Origin of the sequence: Enterobacter sp. Y17 (assembly GCF_019730495.1) — a bacterium.
GTDB classification, from domain to species: domain Bacteria; phylum Pseudomonadota; class Gammaproteobacteria; order Enterobacterales; family Enterobacteriaceae; genus Enterobacter; species Enterobacter asburiae_B.
Window position 1 is genome coordinate 447040 of sequence record NZ_JAASKP010000001.1, and the last position, 17202, is coordinate 464241.

A 17202-nucleotide genomic window follows, 5' to 3' on the forward strand; every position below is an offset into this window, starting at 1 on the left:
AATGTCTGGAGTCTCTGCCCCGCAGTGCTGCGGGGCAATATTCTCACATTATCCTGCACGCATCCGCTTCCCAGCGATACCCTACGCCATACACCGCGCGGATAAACGACTGCTCGGCGTCCAGCGCCTCCAGCTTGCGGCGCAGGTTTTTGATGTGGCTGTCGATGGTGCGGTCGGTCACGACGCGGTAATCGTCATACAGGTGGTTCAGCAGCTGCTCGCGGGAGAACACTTTTCCCGGCTCGTGGGAGAGGGTTTTCAGCAGGCGGAACTCCGCAGGCGTCAGGTCCAGCAGCTTGCTGCGCCAGCTCGCCTGGAAGCGGCTTTCGTCGACAATCAGCGGGCTTTCGGCATCGAGCACCTGAAGCTCGCGCTGCGGCCTGCAGCGGCGAAGAATGGTTTTCACGCGGGCGACCACTTCACGCGGGCTGTAGGGTTTGCAGATGTAATCGTCCGCACCAATTTCGAGCCCCAGCAGGCGGTCAATCTCTTCAATTTTGGCGGTGACCATGACGATCGGCACGTCGGAGAAGCGACGAATTTCCCGGCACAGGGTCAGACCGTCAACGCCCGGCAGCATCAAATCCAGCAGGATCAGATCCGGCGGGGTCTGGCGCACGTATGGCAGCACCTGGTCGCCGTGGCTTATCAGCGATGGAGCGTAGCTGGCCGCACGTAAATAGTCGATCAGCAGCTGCCCAAGCTTCGGCTCGTCTTCCACAATCAAAATGCGCGGCGTGTTTTCGTCAATCGGTAACTCGGTCATACTTCTCTCGATAAATCCCGTTCCAGAGGTAACTCTACTGTAATGCTAACCCCGCCAAAAGGCGAATGGGCGGCGCGGATCGTGCCATTATGCGCCTCGACGATGTTAACGCAAATCGCCAGCCCCAGTCCGGAACCGCCGCTGGCGCGGTTACGGGAGCCTTCGGTACGGTAGAAACGTTCAAACAGTTTTTCCAGCTGCGCGTCCTGCACGCCGGGGGCGGAGTCCGCGAAGGTGAGGGCAAAGCGCCCGTTTTCCTGCCTGCCGGAGATATGCAGCCCGCCGCCGCTGTCGGTGTAGCGCAGGCTGTTTTCCAGCAGGTTATTGAACAGCTGCATCAGCCGGTCTTTGTCGCCAAACACCACCGCGCTGTCCGGCAGGGAGAGATCGATTTTCAGGTTGCGGCTGGCAAACCGCTCGCGGAAGGCGCCGCTGATCACTTCCAGAATGTTAATCACGTCCACCGGCGCCTTCTGGTAGGCCAGCGCGCCTTCATCGGACATGGAGAGCTGGTGGAGATCGTCCACCAGCTTGGTGAGCGTGCCCACCTCCGCCTGCAGAGAGGCCACCGATTCAGGCGTAAACTGGCGCACGCCGTCCTGGATGGCCTCCAGCTCGCCGCGCAGCACCGCCAGCGGCGTGCGCAGCTCGTGGGAAATATCGGCCATAAAGTCGCGGCGCATCTGCTGGTTCTTCTCCAGCGTGCTGGCAAGCTGGTTAAAATCCTGAGCCAGCTTGCCCAGTTCGTCCTGGCTGCGGGTATCGACGCGGGTGGTAAAATCCCCGGCGGCCAGCTTGTGCGTGCCTTCCACCAGTCTTTTCACCGGGGCGAGCAGACCGCGCGCCAGCGGGAAGGTGGCGAGCGCGGCGAGCAGGGTGGAGAGGGCGACAATCAGCCAGCTTGTCCGGCGCTGCTGGCGGTCAAAGTTGATGTCGGTATTGCGCGTCAGGCGCTCCACCGGAGAGGCGATAACCCAGCCGACAGTCGCATTGTTGACTTTGATCGCACGACGGGTGCCGTCCGGCGGGATCGGCGCACGCGGACCCACCAGCGTGCGCATGTCCTGGTCAATCACCCAAAACTGTGTGCGCCAGCCGTGCGGCGGCATGCCCGGCCCCGGGCGATCGTCACCGGTATCGTGCTCCAGCGAGCGCAGGATCTGGAAAATAAAGCGGTCGTTATTGCGCAGAAAACGCCAGTTGCCGTGCTGGGCGTACTGTTCACTCAGCGCATCGCTTAAGCCCTGTAAACGCTGTTCATTGCCATGCTTGATGTAATCAATAAAACCGCGCTCGAAGCTAATCCGCACCGCCCAGTGCATGGTGATCAGCAGGACGATACAGGTGGCAAATATCGCCACGAAGAGCTTGCCGGTAATGCCCGGACGCCAGAATTTCATGAGCCACTCCTTTTGCCGCGCCTAATCACGACGTTCTTGCTGGTATCATCCGGCACTCTGGCGAAGATGAAAGCGGGCAGGGCGATGATGACCGCCATGCTTAAATAGGTATACAAAAAGACCTGATGCGCCACCGGCGTGTCGACGCTGAGATGGTGCTGGCCGTACATGCCGAGCAGTAAACCCGCGATGGTCACCCCGACGCTCATCGAGAGCTGCATGATCATCGACAGCAGGCTATTGCCGCTGCTCGCCAGATCGTCCGGCAGATCCTTCAGCGTCAGGGTATTCATCGACGAGAAGCGCATGGAGTTGACGATCCCCTGGCAGAACAGCACCAGCGGCAGAACGTAGTACCAGCCCATCAGCGCCACGGCCATAAACAGCAGGCTCACCAGCGCCAGCCCCAGCGTGGCGGTCACCAGCACGTGACGATAACCAAAGCGGTTCACCACCTGCACCACGATGCGCTTCATTCCCATGCTGCCGAGCACCATCGGGATCATCATCAGGCCCGCGTGGAACGGCGAAAATCCCATTCCGATTTGCAGGAAAACGGGCGTCATAAACGGCAGCATGCCGCTGCCGACGCGCCCGGCGAAGCTGCCGAACAGGCCAAGGCGATAGGTGGGGTTTTTAAACAAGTTCAGGCTGAACAGCGCCTTATCGTTACCTCTGGCATGCCGCAGATACCACAGTATGGCGGTAACGCCGAGCGCGATCAGGAGCCCGAGCGTCAGGGGGGAAATCCCCAGCCCTTTTTGCCCGTCGAGCGCCAGGGTAAGCGTGGCCATGCCCGCCGCCAGCAGGATAAAGCCGAAGAAATCAAAGCGCCGCGTCTGCATTTTGTAGTTCGGCATCAGCATCAGGGTGGCGATGGCGCCGATGATGCCAACAGGAAGATTGATTAAGAAGATCCAGTGCCAGGAGGCGTACTCCACCAGAATGCCGCCGAGCGCCGGGCCCAGCAGCGGCCCCACCTGACCGGGTAACGTCACAAAGGTCATCGCCGCCATGTACTGCTCGCGCGGCACGATCTTCATCACCGTTAGCCGCCCGACGGGCACCATCATCGCCCCGCCGACGCCCTGCAGCACGCGTGCCATCACCAGCTGGTCGAGGGTGTTGGCCTGGGCGCAAAACAGCGAGCCGGTGGTAAACAGCACGATGGCGGTAAAGAAGATATTCCGCACGCCCACTTTGTCCGCCAGCCAGCCGCTGGCTGGCAGCATGACGGCCACCGTCAGCACGTAGGAGACAATCACCATATGCATATGCAGCGGGCTCTCCCCCAGGCTTTTCGCCATGGAGGGGAGGGCGGTGTTGACGATGGTCGTATCCAGCGACTGCATAAAGAAGCCGAAAGCGACTATCCAAAGCTGCCAGCGAACGTTAGCGGGAAGATCGGTCATTTACTCGGTCACCGTGGTTCTGTTTTTACGCGAGAAGCGCAGCCGCAGGCGGTCAAAGAACAGATAGACCACCGGCGTGGTGTAGAGCGTTAGCAGCTGGCTCATGACCAGGCCGCCGACGATGGTGATCCCCAGCGGCTGGCGCAGCTCCGAGCCGTCGCCGCCCGAAATAACCAGCGGCAGCGCGCCAAACAGCGCCGCCAGAGTGGTCATCATGATCGGACGAAAACGCAGCAGGCAGGCCTGGAAGATGGCCTCTTCCGGCGACAGATTGCCGTTGCGCTGGGCGTCCAGGGCGAAATCCACCATCATGATCGCGTTTTTCTTCACGATGCCGATCAACAGCATGATCCCGATGAGCGCGATCAGGCTGAACGGCGCGCCGAACAGCTCCAGCGCCAGCAGCGCCCCAACGCCCGCCGACGGCAGCGTCGAGAGAATGGTCAGCGGGTGAACGTAGCTCTCGTACAGCACGCCCAGCACAATATAGACCGTGGCGATGGCGGCCAGAATCAAAATCACCTGCGAGTTCATCGTCTCCTGGAACACCTGCGCGGTGCCGGCAAAGCTGCCGCGCACGGTGGACGGCACGCCAAGCTGCGTCATCGCGCGGTTGATTGCGTCGCTGGCTTCTGAAAGCGACGAACCGGCGGGCAGGTTAAAGGAGATGGTCGACGCCGCCGAAAGGCCCTGATGGTTCACCGACAGCGGCGCGTTGGCAGGCTGCCAGCTGGCAAAGTAGGAGAGCGGAATCGCCTTGCCGTCGTTGTTAATCACAAACATTTTGTCCAGGGCGCTGATGTCCTGGGTGTAGCGCGGATCAACCTCCATCACCACCTTGTACTGGTTCATCGGCTGGTAGATGGTGGAGATCTCGCGCTGGCCGAAGGCGTTGTTCAGCAGGCTGTTGGCGGCTTCAACGTTAATGCCCAGACGTGACATGGTTTCGCGGTCGTAGGTCAGGGCCATCTCGGCGCCGTTGTCCTGCTGATCGGAGTTGACGTCCGCCAGCTCCGGCAGGGCGGCCAGCGCCTTGCGGATCTTCGGCTCCCACTCGCGCAGGGCGGCTAAATCGTCCGAGAGCAACGTGTACTGATAGCTGGCGTTCGCCTGACGGCCGCCGACGCGGATATCCTGAACGGCCATCAAAAACAGGTTTGCCCCCGGCTCTTTGGCGAGCTTCACCCGCAGGCGGTCAATCACCTGCTGGGCGGTTTCGTTGCGCTCGCCGCGCGGTTTCAGGGTAATAAACATCATCCCGCTGTTAACGCGTGACCCGCCGGTAAAGCCGGTGACGTTATCCACGGCTTTGTCTTCACGAATGATCTTCATAAAGTCCTGCAGCTTGCCGCGCATCGCCTGGAACGAAATGCTCTGGTCCGCCTGAATCCCCCCCATCAGCACGCCGGTGTCCTGCTCCGGGAAGAAGGTTTTCGGGATGGTGATGTACATCCAGACGTTCAGCCCAATGGTGGCGATAAGCACCAGGCCGACCAGCCGGGTATGGTTCAGCACCCACTTCAGCGATTTGCCGTAGCCTTCCTGCATCGCCATCAGTAAGCGCCCAAAGCCTTTGCGGCGCGGCTGCGAATGGGGCTTGCTGCGCTTGAGCATCCAGCCGCACATCATCGGCGTCAGCGTTAAGGAGATCGCCAGCGAAATCCCGATGGCGACGGAGAGGGTGACGGCAAACTCGCGCAGCAGCCGGCCCGGCAGCCCGCCCATCAGCAGCAGCGGCAGGAATACCGCCACCAGCGACAGGCTCATGGAGAGCACCGTAAAGCCCACCTCGCGTGTGCCCTGCAGCGCGGCCTGCAGCGGCTTCACGCCCGCTTCCAGGTGGCGGGAAATGTTTTCCAGCACCACGATGGCGTCATCCACCACGAAGCCCGTCGCTATCGTCAGGGCCATCAGCGACAGGTTGTTGAGGCTAAACCCGCACAGGTACATGGCGGCAAAGGTACCGATCAGCGAGACCGGCACGGCCACCGCCGGAATAAGCGTCGCGCGGCCGGATCGCAGGAACAGGAAGACCACCAGGATCACCAGCGCGACGGAGATAATCAGCGTTTGCTCCACCTCTTCAAGCGAGGCGCGAATGGTCGGGGAGCGATCCTGGGCAATTTGCAGATCGATTGCTGCCGGGATGGTCTCCTGCAGGTCCGGAAGACGGGCGCGAATGCTGTTCACCGTCTCAATAATATTCGCTTCCGGCAGCTTGCGGATCATCAGCAGAATGGCCGGTTTTGCATTGGTCATCCCGGCGTTGCGCACGTCCTGCACCGAGTCGGTGACGCTGGCAACGTCGCTTAAGCGCACCGCCGCGCCGTTGTTGTAGTGAATAATGAGCGGCTGATATTCCGCGGCGGTTTTCAGCTCGTCGTTAGTGTGGATCTGCCAGCGGTGGCTACCGTCCTCAATCGCCCCCTGCGGCTTGCGGACGTTGGCCGTGCTGATGGCGGAGCGCACGTCATCCAGCGACACGCCCTGGTTGAACAGCGCCTGCGGGTTTAGGCCCACGCGCACGGCGGGCAGGGAGCTCCCGCCGACGCTCACGTCACCGACGCCGTTAATTTGTGAGATGGTCTGCGCCAGCTGGGTAGACGCAAAGTCGTAAAGCTGCCCCTGCGAGTACGTATCCGAGGTCAGCGTCAGGATCATGATCGGCGCATCGGACGGGTTGGCCTTGCGGTAGGTTGGGCGGCTCGGCATCCCGCTCGGCAGCAGGCTTTGTGCGGCGTTGATGGCCGCCTGCACGTCGCGCGCTGCACCGTTAATATCCCGGTCGAAGCTGAACTCCAGAATGATGCGCGTGCTGCCCAGCGAGCTGCTGGAGGTCATCTCGTTGACCCCGGCAATTCGCCCAAGGGAACGCTCCAGCGGCGTGGCAACCGACGAGGCCATGGTTTCCGGTGACGCGCCCGGCAGCGAGGCGCTGACCATGATCACCGGGAAATCCACCTGCGGCAGGGGCGCTACCGGCAGCAGCCGGAAGCCCAGCACGCCGCAGAGGGTAATGGCGAGCGAGATTAAAATCGTCGCCACCGGGCGATAAATGAAGAGGGCGAAAAACTTCACTTATGCCTCCTCTTCACGTTTCGGGAAGCGGCTTTTGGTCCACAGCGCCAGGCGGTCAAACAGCAGGTAGATAACCGGCGTAGTGAAGAGCGTTAGCACCTGGCTTACCAGCAGACCGCCGACCATGCCGATACCCAGCGGACGGCGCAGCTCCGCGCCGACGCCGGTGCTGAGCATCAGCGGCAGCGCGCCCAGCAGGGCGGCCAGCGTCGTCATCAGGATTGGACGAAAACGCAGCAGACAGGCCTGGAAGATGGCGTTGCGCGGCGACATGCCCTGCTCGCGCTCGGCGGCCAGGGCAAAGTCGATCATCATGATGGCGTTTTTCTTCACGATCCCGATAAGCAGGATAATGCCGATGATGGCAATGACGTCCAGCTCGCTGCCCGCCAGCATCAGTGCCAGCAGCGCCCCCACGCCCGCCGTCGGCAGGGTAGAGAGGATGGTGATCGGGTGGATAAAGCTTTCGTATAGCACGCCGAGCACGATGTACATCGCCACGACCGCCGCGACGATAAGCCAGATGGTGTTACCCAGCGCGGCCTGAAACGCCAGCGTGCTGCCCTGGAACTGGGTCTGAATATCGGACGGGAAGCTGAGCTCTTTTTCAGCAGCCTGAATGGCCTCCACCGCTTCGCCGAGAGAATAATTGTCCGGCACGTTGAAGGAAATGGTGGTGGACGGGAACTGATCCAGATGGTTAATCGACAGCGGGGTATAGCGTTCTTCCACCGTGGCGATAGCGCTCAGCGGCACAATGCCGCCGTCTTTGCTGGTCAGGCGCACCGAGTCCAGCCCCGCCAGGCCGGGCGTATTCTCCGTGTTGTGCTCCAGCACCACGCGATACTGGTTCGCCTGGGTGTAGATGGTGGAGATCAGGCGCTGACCGAAGGCGTTGTACAGGGCGTTGTCCACATCCGACATGGTAATGCCCAGGCGGCTGGCGGTATCGCGGTTGACGTTCACGTATGCCGCCAGCCCTTTGTCCTGCCAGTCGCTGCTGACGTCGGCGAGCTGCGGCAGGGTGTTAAGCTTATTCACCAGCTGCGGCACCCAGGTGCTGAGCGCGTCCAGCGAGGTGGCCTGCAGCGTGAACTGGTACTGCGTGCGGCTGACCTGGGTATCAATGGTCAAATCCTGAATCGGCTGCAGGTAAAGCTCAACGCCCGGCACGCGCGCGACGGCGTTTTGCAGACGCTCAATGACGGCGTTGACGCGATCGTCACGTTCATCCAGCGGCTTAAGGTTGATCTGCAGACGCGCGCTGTTGAGCGACGGGTTGGTGCCGTCGACGCCCACGTAGGAGGTCAGGCTCTCAACCGCCGGATCCTTCATGATGATTTCAGACACCTGCTGCTGGCGCTGGGCCATACTGGCGAAGGAGACCGACTGCGGGGCCTGCAGCGTGCCCTGAATAATGCCGTTGTCCTGAATCGGGAAGAAGCCTTTCGGAATGAAAATCCACAGCATCACGCTGAGCACCAGGGTTCCCAGCGCCACGCCGAGCGTGGCCCACGGATGGTTAAGGACTTTCGCCAGCAGGCGACCGTAGGCGGCAATAATCCGCTCGAACATGCGCTCGGAGGCGCGCGAGAAGCGGTTTTGCTTGCGCAGGGACTCGTGGCTCAGCATGCGGGCGCACATCATCGGCGTCAGGGTCAGCGACACCACGGCGGAGATCAAAATGGCGACCGCCAGCGTCACGGCAAACTCGCGGAACAGCCGCCCGACGATATCGCCCATAAACAGCAGCGGGATCAGCACCGCAATCAGCGAGAAGGTCAGCGAGATAATGGTAAAGCCGATTTCGCCCGCGCCCTTCAGCGCGGCCGCCAGCGGTTTTTCACCTTTCTCGATATAGCGCGAAATGTTCTCAATAACGACGATGGCGTCGTCCACCACGAACCCGGTGGCGATGGTGAGCGCCATCAGCGTCAGGTTGTTAATCGAAAAATCGAGGAACACCATCACCGCAAAGGTCCCGACCAGCGAGAGCGGCACGGCGACGGCGGGAATAATGGTGGCCGGAACGTTGCGCAGGAACAGATAGATGATCATGACGACCAGCGCAATCGCCAGCATCAGCTCAAACTGGGTGTCGGTGACCGACGCGCGAATGTTCGTGGTGCGGTCGGAAAGCACCTTCACGCTGACCGATTTCGGCAGGCTTTCGATCAGCTGCGGCAGCATGGTGCGGATGCTGTCGGCGGTTTCGATGATGTTAGCGCCCGGCTGGCGCTGCACGTTCATCACGATCGCCTGCTGCCTGTTGGCCCAGGCGCCGAGCCAGCTGTTTTCAGCACCTTGTTCCACGGTCGCCACGTCGCCCAGACGCACCGGCGCGCCGTTCTGGTAAGCAATTATCAGCTGGCGGTATTCATCGGCGGACTGCATCTGATCGTTGGCAGAGAGCGTCACGGCGCGGGTAGGGCCGTCCAGCGAGCCTTTTGCCGAGTTAACGTTGGCGCTGCTGATGGCGGTGCGGATGGTTTCGCTGGTCAGCCCCAGCGCGGCAATCGCCTGCGCGTTAAGCTTCACGCGTACGGCGGGGCGCTGGCCGCCCGCCAGGGTGACGAGGCCGACGCCGGAGACCTGAGAAATTTTCTGCGCCACGCGCGTTTCGACCATGTCTTCGACCTGGGTCATCGGCATGGCGGAGGAGGTGACGGCCAGCGTCATGATCGGCGGATCAGCCGGGTTCACCTTGCTGTAGACCGGCGGGTTGGGCAGGTCGGACGGCAGCAGGTTGGTGGCGGCGTTGATGGCGGCCTGTACTTCCTGCTCGGCGACGTCCAGCGACAGCGTCAGCTGGAACTGCAGCGTCACGACGGATGCCCCGCCGGAACTCTGGGAGGACATCTGTTTTAGTCCGGACATCTGGCCGAACTGGCGCTCCAGCGGCGCGGTAATGGCGGACGTCACCACGTCCGGGCTGGCGCCGGGATAGAGTGTGACAACCTGAATCGTTGGGTAATCCACCTCCGGTAGCGCCGACACGGGCAGGAAGCGATAGCCGATAATCCCGGCGAGCAGGATCGCCACCATCAGCAGCGTGGTGGCGACAGGACGGAGGATAAACAGGCGTGACGGCCCGCCTGTAGAGCCTGGGGGCATAACCTGCATCAGGATTTCTCTCCCTGTTTCGCAGGTTCAACCACTTCCACTTTAGCCCCTTCGGTCAGACGGTCAATGCCGTCTGTGACCACGCGGTCGCCTGCGGAAAGGCCGGCGGCGATGACCACCATCTGGCTGTCCTGGATACCGGTTTTCACCAGGTGCTTGCTGACCTTATTGTCGCTGTTAAGTACCCAGACGAAGTTACCTTCGTTACCCATCTGCAGGGCAGCCGTTGGGATCACCACCGCGTTCTCTTCGGTGGCGACCAGCATGCGCGCGTTGACGAACTGGTTCGGGAAGAGGGCATCGTCCTGGTTGTTAAAGCGCGCCTTCAGCTTGATGGTGCCGGTGGTGGTGTCGATCTGATTATCCAGGCTGAGCAGGGAGCCTTCGCTCAGTTTCTGCTTGTTGCTGCGGTCCCAGGCTTCCACCACCAGGCCTTTACCGGCTTTTTGCGCCTGCACCACCGTCGCAATGTCGCTTTCCGGTAGGGTAAAGACTAAATCAATCGGGTGAGTCTGGGTGATCACCACGATGCCCGTGGTGTCGCCGCTGGAGATCTGGTTGCCGATATCGACCTGCTTCAGGCCCACGCGCCCGTCAATCGGCGCGGTGATGCGGCTCCAGTCCAGCTGCAGCTGTGCGCTGGCCACGGCGGCCTCGTCGGCTTTGATGGTGCCCTGCGTTTCGCTGACCAGCGACTGCTGGGTGTCCAGCTCCTGACGAGACACGAGGTTGGTTTTCACCAGCTGCTGGTAGCGCGCTAAATCGCGACGGGCGTTAGCGAGCGTGGCTTTGTCCTTCGCGAGCTGCCCCTGCGCCTGGGCGAGGGCGACCTTAAACTGGCTCGGGTCGATTTCCGCCAGCAGATCGCCCGCTTTGACCTGCTGACCTTCCTGGAAGTGAATGGCCTGAAGCTGACCGTCGACGCGGCTGCGTACCGTCACGGTGTTGGCGGCAGTAATGGTCCCAAGGCCCGTTAGATAGCGAGGAACGGCTTTATTCACTGCCGTCGCCGCCTGTACCGGCGCCAGCGCGCCGCCGCGCATGCCGTGACGCCCTCCGCCTGCCGGGCGCTGTGCCTGACTATTGGCACCGGCGGGGGCTGCGGTGTTCGCGGATTGACTGTGCCAGTACCAGGCGGCGGCAAGGACCACCACAATGATGCCAGCGGCGATTGCCCAGCGGGATTTGTTACTGCCTTTCATCGTTGTACGTTCTCATCCTGAAGACTTCGGGGAATGATACTAGTTTAGTCAGCTAACACAGCGGAAAAATGGAGGAAATATGGAAGACTGTCAGGAATGGTCTGAATGGAGGTAAACGCAAAACGGCAACATCCGTTGCCGTTTTTGGTGTTTTCTCCCTCTCCCTGTGGGAGAGGGCACCAGACCGCACCGCAACAACGCTAGCTAAACATCACCTGCGCCCAGCGCGCCAGACCAGCGGTAACGGAGCCAAAGTCATCGCCACCGGCAATCGGAATGCCCGGCAGCTGTTCCGCCAGTGCTTTCTTGATCAGCGGCGAACGGGCGCTACCCCCGGTCAGGTAGATAACGTCCGGCTTCTCTTTACCGTTCTCCAGCGCCAGCTGCACCTGCTCCAGAATACGCTGTAGCGGCTGCGCGAGGGCCGTCTCCAGCCCGTCCTGCGAAATCGCGGTGGCCAGATTGTCGCTGATAAACGGCAGGGAGACCGCATGCTCGGTACGATCGGAAAGGGCAATTTTGCTCTCTTCGGCAGTACGCACCACGCGGTAGCTCAGGCGCTGACGCCACACTTTATACAGCAGGGCAACTTTTTCGGCGTCCTGCGCGTCGCGCACCAGATCGTTCAGGAAGCGGCCATTCGCGGTGCTGTAAAAATCACTCTGCGCAGGTACGTCGTTAATGGCAATCGCGTTCCACCACGGCAGGATCGGCAGGGCGATGCCTTTTTCCGTCTGACCGCCCATGCCGAGCAGCGGCATCAGGCTCTTGAATGCCAGCGCGATATCGAGATCGTTACCGCCTACGCGGCAGCCGCTGTGCCCGAGCAGGCTATTTTCGCGATCGCGACGGTTATGCCACTGCGGTCCCATCAGCAGCAGCGAGCAGTCCGTTGTGCCGCCGCCGATATCCACGACTAATACGCGCTTCTCTTCCGTCAGCGTGGCTTCAAAATCCAGCCCCGCGGCAACCGGCTCGTACTGGAACACCACGTCGCGGAAGCCTGCCCGGTGCGCCGCGCGTTCAAGGATCCCCTGCGCCTGCTGGTTGGCCTCATCGCCGCCCAGCCCCTGGAAGTTGATCGGGCGGCCAATGACCGCCTGGGTAATCGCATCGGAGACCTGTGTCTGCGCCTGAGTGCGAATATGCAGCATCATCGCGCACACCAGGTCTTCGAACATCGCCACCTGCTGCGGCTTCAGGCCGCTGGCGCCGAGGAAGGATTTTGGCGACTTAACGAAGTAAACTTCTTCAGGATCTTCAATGTAGTGCCCGAGCGAAGAGAGGCCGAACTGCACGCTGGAGGGCGTAACGTCGATGTCTTCCTCGCGGTTAAAGCTGACCGCCCGGCGCAGCAGCGCCTGGGTCTCCGCCGCCGTGGCCGGAACCTGATGGTGGCGGAACAGCCATTCGCTTACCGCTTCACGCGTCGGCGCGCAGAGCATTGAGGGCAGCAGCGTGCTCTCTTTTTCCATTTTCAGAAGCTGTGGCTGCCCGTCTTGCATAACCGCAACCGAGCAGTTTGCCGTACCGTAGTCGAATCCAATAAACACGATTAATCCCCATGCCAGTGAGAAGGGGCGAGACTTTAACGAAATGTCCGCATGGCGACAACAGGAATATGAAAGCAAGGCAATACAAGGTCTTTCCGTTTATGCTGATATACCCGTCATACTTCAAGTTGCAGGTGTGTTGGCTGCGCTCGCTCACCCCAGTCACATAGTTATCTATGCTCCTGGGGATTCGCTCTCTTGCCGCCTTCCTGCAACTCGAATTATTTAGGGTATAAGAATGAAAAAGGAGCAACGATGTACACCCTGAACTGGCAACCCCCTTACGACTGGCAGTGGATGTTTGGCTTTCTTGGCGCGCGTGCGGTGACGGGCATTGAAACCGTCACGCACGACTACTACGAGCGCAGTTTTGCCTGCGAAGGGTATCAGGGGATATTTCGCGTGACGCCGGATATCGCTACCCATACGCTGAACGTGACGCTCAGTCCGGGGTTAATCCCGGTTGCGCAGACGTGCCTTGAACGCATCGAACGCCTGTTCGATCTCACCTGTAACCCGCAGCACATTGCGGATACGCTGGGCGATCTCGGCGCTGCCCGGCCAGGCTTGCGTTTGCCGGGGGCGATGGATGCGTACGAGCAGGGTGTCCGGGCGATCCTCGGGCAGCTGGTGAGCGTGGCGATGGCGGCGAAACTGACGTCGCGCGTGGTGGCGCTGTGCGGTGAGCCGATCGCGGATTGTCCGGGGTATCTCTGTTTCCCCACGCCGGACGCGCTGGCGGCAGCGGACCCGCTGGCGATGAAAGCGTTGGGCATGCCGGTAAAACGCGCGGAGTCGTTAATTCACCTGGCGCAGTCGGTCATCGACGGGACGTTTCCGCTTTTCCCACCCGAGAATATTGAGGCCGGGATGAAGGCGCTACAGCAGCGGCCGGGGATAGGGCGCTGGACGGCAAACTACCTGGCCCTGCGCGGCTGGCAGGCGAAAGATGTCTTTCTGCCTGATGATTATCTGATTAAGCAACGCTTTGCCGGGATGACGCCCGCGCAGATTCGGCGTTATGCCGAACGCTGGCAGCCGTGGCGCTCTTACGCGCTGCTGCACATCTGGTATACCGACGGCTGGACGCCGTCAGTTGATGGCGAAATAGCTGGTGTTGAGCAGTAGATCCAGCGGCTGCGGCTCGGCGATGGTGTCGCCATAGATGAAATCAATGCCGATGCCGGAGAGCGTATCCATCATGATGGGCTGATTGCACGGGCCCGCGATGGTTTTCATCCCCAGACGCTGGGCGTGGCCCTGAACAATGGTCACCATCATCTCATCCATCAGGTTGCCATACACGTTGCTTACCACCTCTGCGTCCAGCATCAGATAGTCGGCCATATTGGCGGTCAGGTGGGTGAAGACGTTCATGTCGCGGCCCACCTGGCTGAAGATCACGCGGCAACCCGCCTGGCGAAGCTTTTGCAGACTCCGCTGCAGGTTTTTATCCGGGCTACACACCACGTCGGCAGAGATAACCAGATGCAGGAGACGACCCGGCATCGGGCTTTTATCCAGCAGGTCGAGAAGCTCATCGACCAGCGTTACGCTGGCTAAACCGGCCTCAGAAAGCGGCAGCGCCACCCCCATGCCTTTACTGGCGACCTGTGCGGCAGAGGCGCGGAAAAACTCATTAAAAATACGCCTGTCGAGGGCGTGCAAAAGCTCAGGCTCGGCCAGACCCGAGCGGAAGGCATGCTCTTCCTGGACTTCGCCCTGGCTGGTCCACAGGCGTAACGAGAGCAGCCAGAAATTACTGCTTTCCGGGATGCGCGGGGAGGCGACGCTGCGGGCAATCATCATCAGGTGATTGTCTTTAATCATGTGCCACTGTTCATCAAGCGACATCATGCTGCGCGTGTTGTGATCCCGCTCCTGCTGGGGTTCGTAAACCGTCACCATGCCGCGCCCGCTGTTTTTCGAGGCATAACAGGCTATATCCGCCTGCGACATCACCTCCGACGCCTGATGGTTATTTTCATCAATCAGCGTGATGCCTGCGCTGGCGCCGATCCGGTGCAGGCGGCCTTCCCACATAAAGTGATAGTCATTGATCGTGTGGATCAGGCGCCCGGCGATATAGCGCGCGCTTTCAATATTGCAGTCCGGCAGCAGTAACCCGAACTCATCTCCGCCCAGACGCGCCAGCACGTCGCTGGAGCGGAGCATGGTCAACATCAGGGAGGAGAGCTCCCGCAGCAGGGCATCCCCCGCCGCATGGCCTGCCGTATCGTTGACGGCTTTAAAGCGATCGAGATCGATAAAGACCAGAGCATGACGCTGGCGCGTTTCGCGAACGGTCTGCAGGAGGCGTTTAAGATGATTTTCGAAGCTGACCCGGTTTGCCAGATGGGTCAGGGCATCGTGGGAGGCGCTGTAGCTCAGCTGACGCAGCATTTTGCGCGACTCGGTCACGTCCTGAATCACGATAACCGAGCCAATATTCTGCCCATCCAGCGTGCTGAGCGGCGTAATGCTGTAGTGAATATCAAAATTCCCGCCGGTCCGGCAGTTCAGCACCACGTCCTGATCGATATCGGAACGGGACATATCGCCGCTGTGAATATTCTCCATCAGCGGCCCTTTTTCACCAAAGGTGATGTGCAACACCTTGAGGATCGGCTGGCCGATAGCCTCGGTCTGCAGCCAGCCGCTCATTTTCTCGGCTACCGGGTTCATGAAGGTGACGTTCATGTTGATATCGGTGCACAGCACCGCTTCACCGATAGAATCGAGGGTGATGTGCAGACGCTCTTTTTCCTGGAAGAGGGCCTCGTTGAGCTGCTTCACCTCGGTCATGTCCATGTTGATCCCGAGCAGCCGTTCGACTTCACCCTGCTTATTGAGCACCCGGTTCGCCAGGGAGCGAATGTGGCGCACGCCTTCCTTCACGCGGATGCGGAATTCCAGCTTAAACGGCAGACGGGAAATCAGCGAGTCCCGCAGCACCTGCTCAGCGTGGGCACGATCTTCCGGCAGCATCGTGTCATGCCAGAGCTGCCAGGTAGGCTTGATGTGCGGCGGGATTTCATACAGCTCAAACATCCGCTTGTCCCAGCTGATAATGTCTGGCTCCAGATCCCACTCCCAGATGCCGATGCCGCCCGCTTCGTTAGCCAGCGTAATGCGCTCCATCAGGCGTTTGTTGACCCACTCGGTCTGCTTCAGGTCGTTAATGTCTTCAATCTGGGCGATAAAATAGAGCGGCGAGCCGTCGGCATGGCGCACGACGGAGACGGCAAGGAGCGCCCAGACCACTTCCCCGTCGCGAGTGTAATAGCGCTTCTCAAGGGTATAGGTATTGATGTCGCCGTTGACCAGCTGTTCGAGCTGTTCCAGGTCGGTGTGCAGATCTTCCGGCCAGGTGAGCTGCTGGAAGGTCAGCGACTGGAGCTCCGTCTGGCTGTAACCGAGGAAATTGCATAGCGCCTTGTTAGCCTGCAGCCATTTGCCCTCAATGCTGACCAGCGCCATACCGATGGCGGAATACTCCATCGCATTGCGGAAACGCTCCTCGCTTTCGGTGATGTGTTTGCGCTCGGCGCGGAAGGCATACATCACCATGGTCATCACGTTGGCAGGCAGGAGCAGCATCAGGAACGGCAGCCAGGGGGCGTTCAGCATCGCCCCGACGTGCTGGGTTGTGAGCGCCACAGGATTTCGGGCAATCATCAGCGACACAACCATCACGGTGACCAGAAACACCAGGAACGCTTCCATTCGCGGCAAGCGCACGGCGCTCCACATAAGCAAAACGATAACGCAGGTGAAAGGCCACGGCAGCCAGGTGATGGCTGCCCAGCTGAGGGCCAGCGTTACGGCCAGCGTGGTCAGGGTTTCCAGCAGCAGTCTCGGGTCACGGTGGCGCAGCAGATAATGCGGTTTAAACAACAGCCCCAACGGAACCACCGCCAGCGCGCCGATGGCTTCGGACAACACCCAGACGAAGAAATTACGCAGGGGTTCAGGGCCGGGAGCCAGCAGGGACACCAGCAAGCCGCCCACCAGCGGCGGGATCACTGCGCTGCCGATGGCCACGCGGATCCAGTCATTCAGATTCTGCAGCGGGTTGTACCACGGGAGCAATTTGCGCAGCAATAGCGCGCCGGTAAAGGCTTCAACCACGTTAATCGAGGTGTAGGCGAGGCTTATCGATCCCCACGAAAAGAGCATCCAGGTGGCCAGAATATTGCCGAACGAACAGGCCAGGGCAATTCCCGGCCACATTTTTCCTGCATGGCGATAAAACGCCACCATCATAATGGCGGTGGGGAACCAGAGCGGGGCCAGCAGGGTGCCGAACCGGGTAAGCTCCAGGGAAAATAAGGTAAAGATAAAGGTGACCAGGCCCAGACAGACAAGTCGTATTAAAGGATGTGGGGTGGTAACCAAAACCCGCTGGTATTGTTTATTCATTACCGCTTTATCCAGAGACGCCATGCCGTCAGGGAAGATGTCCGAACGCGTGAATTTGATAATTTGGTTTATGCTAGTACAAACAATTTACAATTCATATGGTGACCGCTCAGAATTTGACACGACAGACTTATTAAATAGAGGCTCCGTGAAAAAAAACGGTTAAACGCTGAAAAAACGTTCATTTAAATTTCACTCAGGGAATAAGACGTCACTTTTCGGCCAGTCTCGCAGAACCTGTGCTTT

At 60.3% G+C, this 17202-nt stretch carries 9 protein-coding genes; 1 reads left to right on the top strand and 8 read right to left on the bottom strand.

Annotated features, from left to right (window positions below; all coding sequences use genetic code 11):
* Positions 1–43: 43 nt before the first annotated feature.
* The 7 genes from baeR to yegD all read right to left on the bottom strand — a co-directional run bounded on the left by baeR (position 44) and on the right by yegD (position 12534).
* Positions 44–766, bottom strand: coding sequence for a two-component system response regulator BaeR (gene baeR, locus HCH49_RS02010; protein ID WP_023312418.1), 723 nt, complete (start codon positions 764–766; stop codon positions 44–46).
* Positions 763–2166: a two-component system sensor histidine kinase BaeS gene (gene baeS / locus HCH49_RS02015; protein WP_023312417.1), complete on the bottom strand. Its 1404-nt coding sequence runs from the start codon at positions 2164–2166 to the stop codon at positions 763–765. The genes baeR and baeS overlap by 4 nt, the downstream gene beginning before the upstream one ends.
* The gene (locus HCH49_RS02020) at positions 2163–3578 is read right to left on the bottom strand and encodes an MFS transporter (protein WP_213729962.1); all 1416 of its coding nucleotides are present in this window, start codon (positions 3576–3578) and stop codon (positions 2163–2165) included. The genes baeS and HCH49_RS02020 overlap by 4 nt, the downstream gene beginning before the upstream one ends.
* Positions 3579–6656, bottom strand: a complete 3078-nt coding sequence (gene mdtC / locus HCH49_RS02025; protein WP_047060484.1) for a multidrug efflux RND transporter permease subunit MdtC — start codon at positions 6654–6656, stop codon at positions 3579–3581. It abuts the gene before it with no gap.
* Positions 6657–9779 (bottom strand): MdtB/MuxB family multidrug efflux RND transporter permease subunit, encoded by a 3123-nt coding sequence (locus HCH49_RS02030; RefSeq protein WP_221702094.1) that lies wholly within the window; start codon positions 9777–9779, stop codon positions 6657–6659. It abuts the gene before it with no gap.
* Entirely contained in the window at positions 9779–10981 is a 1203-nt protein-coding gene (locus HCH49_RS02035) for an MdtA/MuxA family multidrug efflux RND transporter periplasmic adaptor subunit (protein WP_221702096.1), read from the bottom strand. Before HCH49_RS02035 ends, HCH49_RS02030 begins: the two co-directional genes overlap by 1 nt.
* Positions 10982–11181: 200 nt before the next feature.
* Positions 11182–12534, bottom strand: coding sequence for a molecular chaperone (gene yegD, locus HCH49_RS02040; protein WP_087823004.1), 1353 nt, complete (start codon positions 12532–12534; stop codon positions 11182–11184).
* Positions 12535–12789: 255 nt separating this feature from the next.
* On the opposite strand from yegD, the gene alkA reads away from it, so the two are divergent.
* Positions 12790–13662: a DNA-3-methyladenine glycosylase 2 gene (gene alkA, locus HCH49_RS02045; protein ID WP_087823003.1), complete on the top strand. Its 873-nt coding sequence runs from the start codon at positions 12790–12792 to the stop codon at positions 13660–13662.
* Here the strand turns inward: alkA and HCH49_RS02050 are convergent.
* Complete coding sequence (locus tag HCH49_RS02050) at positions 13627–16956, bottom strand: diguanylate cyclase (RefSeq protein WP_221702097.1); 3330 nt, start codon at positions 16954–16956, stop codon at positions 13627–13629. The two genes, alkA and HCH49_RS02050, sit on opposite strands and share 36 nt — an antisense overlap.
* Positions 16957–17202: the final 246 nt, after the last annotated feature.

Coding starts and splice junctions, on each gene's coding strand:
- baeS (WP_023312417.1), bottom strand. CDS start 2,166: ATGAAATTCTGGCGTCCGGGCATTACCGGCAAGCTCTTCGTGGCGATA.
- HCH49_RS02030 (WP_221702094.1), bottom strand. CDS start 9,779: ATGCAGGTTATGCCCCCAGGCTCTACAGGCGGGCCGTCACGCCTGTTT.
- HCH49_RS02020 (WP_213729962.1), bottom strand. CDS start 3,578: ATGACCGATCTTCCCGCTAACGTTCGCTGGCAGCTTTGGATAGTCGCT.
- HCH49_RS02050 (WP_221702097.1), bottom strand. CDS start 16,956: ATGAATAAACAATACCAGCGGGTTTTGGTTACCACCCCACATCCTTTA.
- baeR (WP_023312418.1), bottom strand. CDS start 766: ATGACCGAGTTACCGATTGACGAAAACACGCCGCGCATTTTGATTGTG.
- HCH49_RS02035 (WP_221702096.1), bottom strand. CDS start 10,981: ATGAAAGGCAGTAACAAATCCCGCTGGGCAATCGCCGCTGGCATCATT.
- alkA (WP_087823003.1), top strand. CDS start 12,790: ATGTACACCCTGAACTGGCAACCCCCTTACGACTGGCAGTGGATGTTT.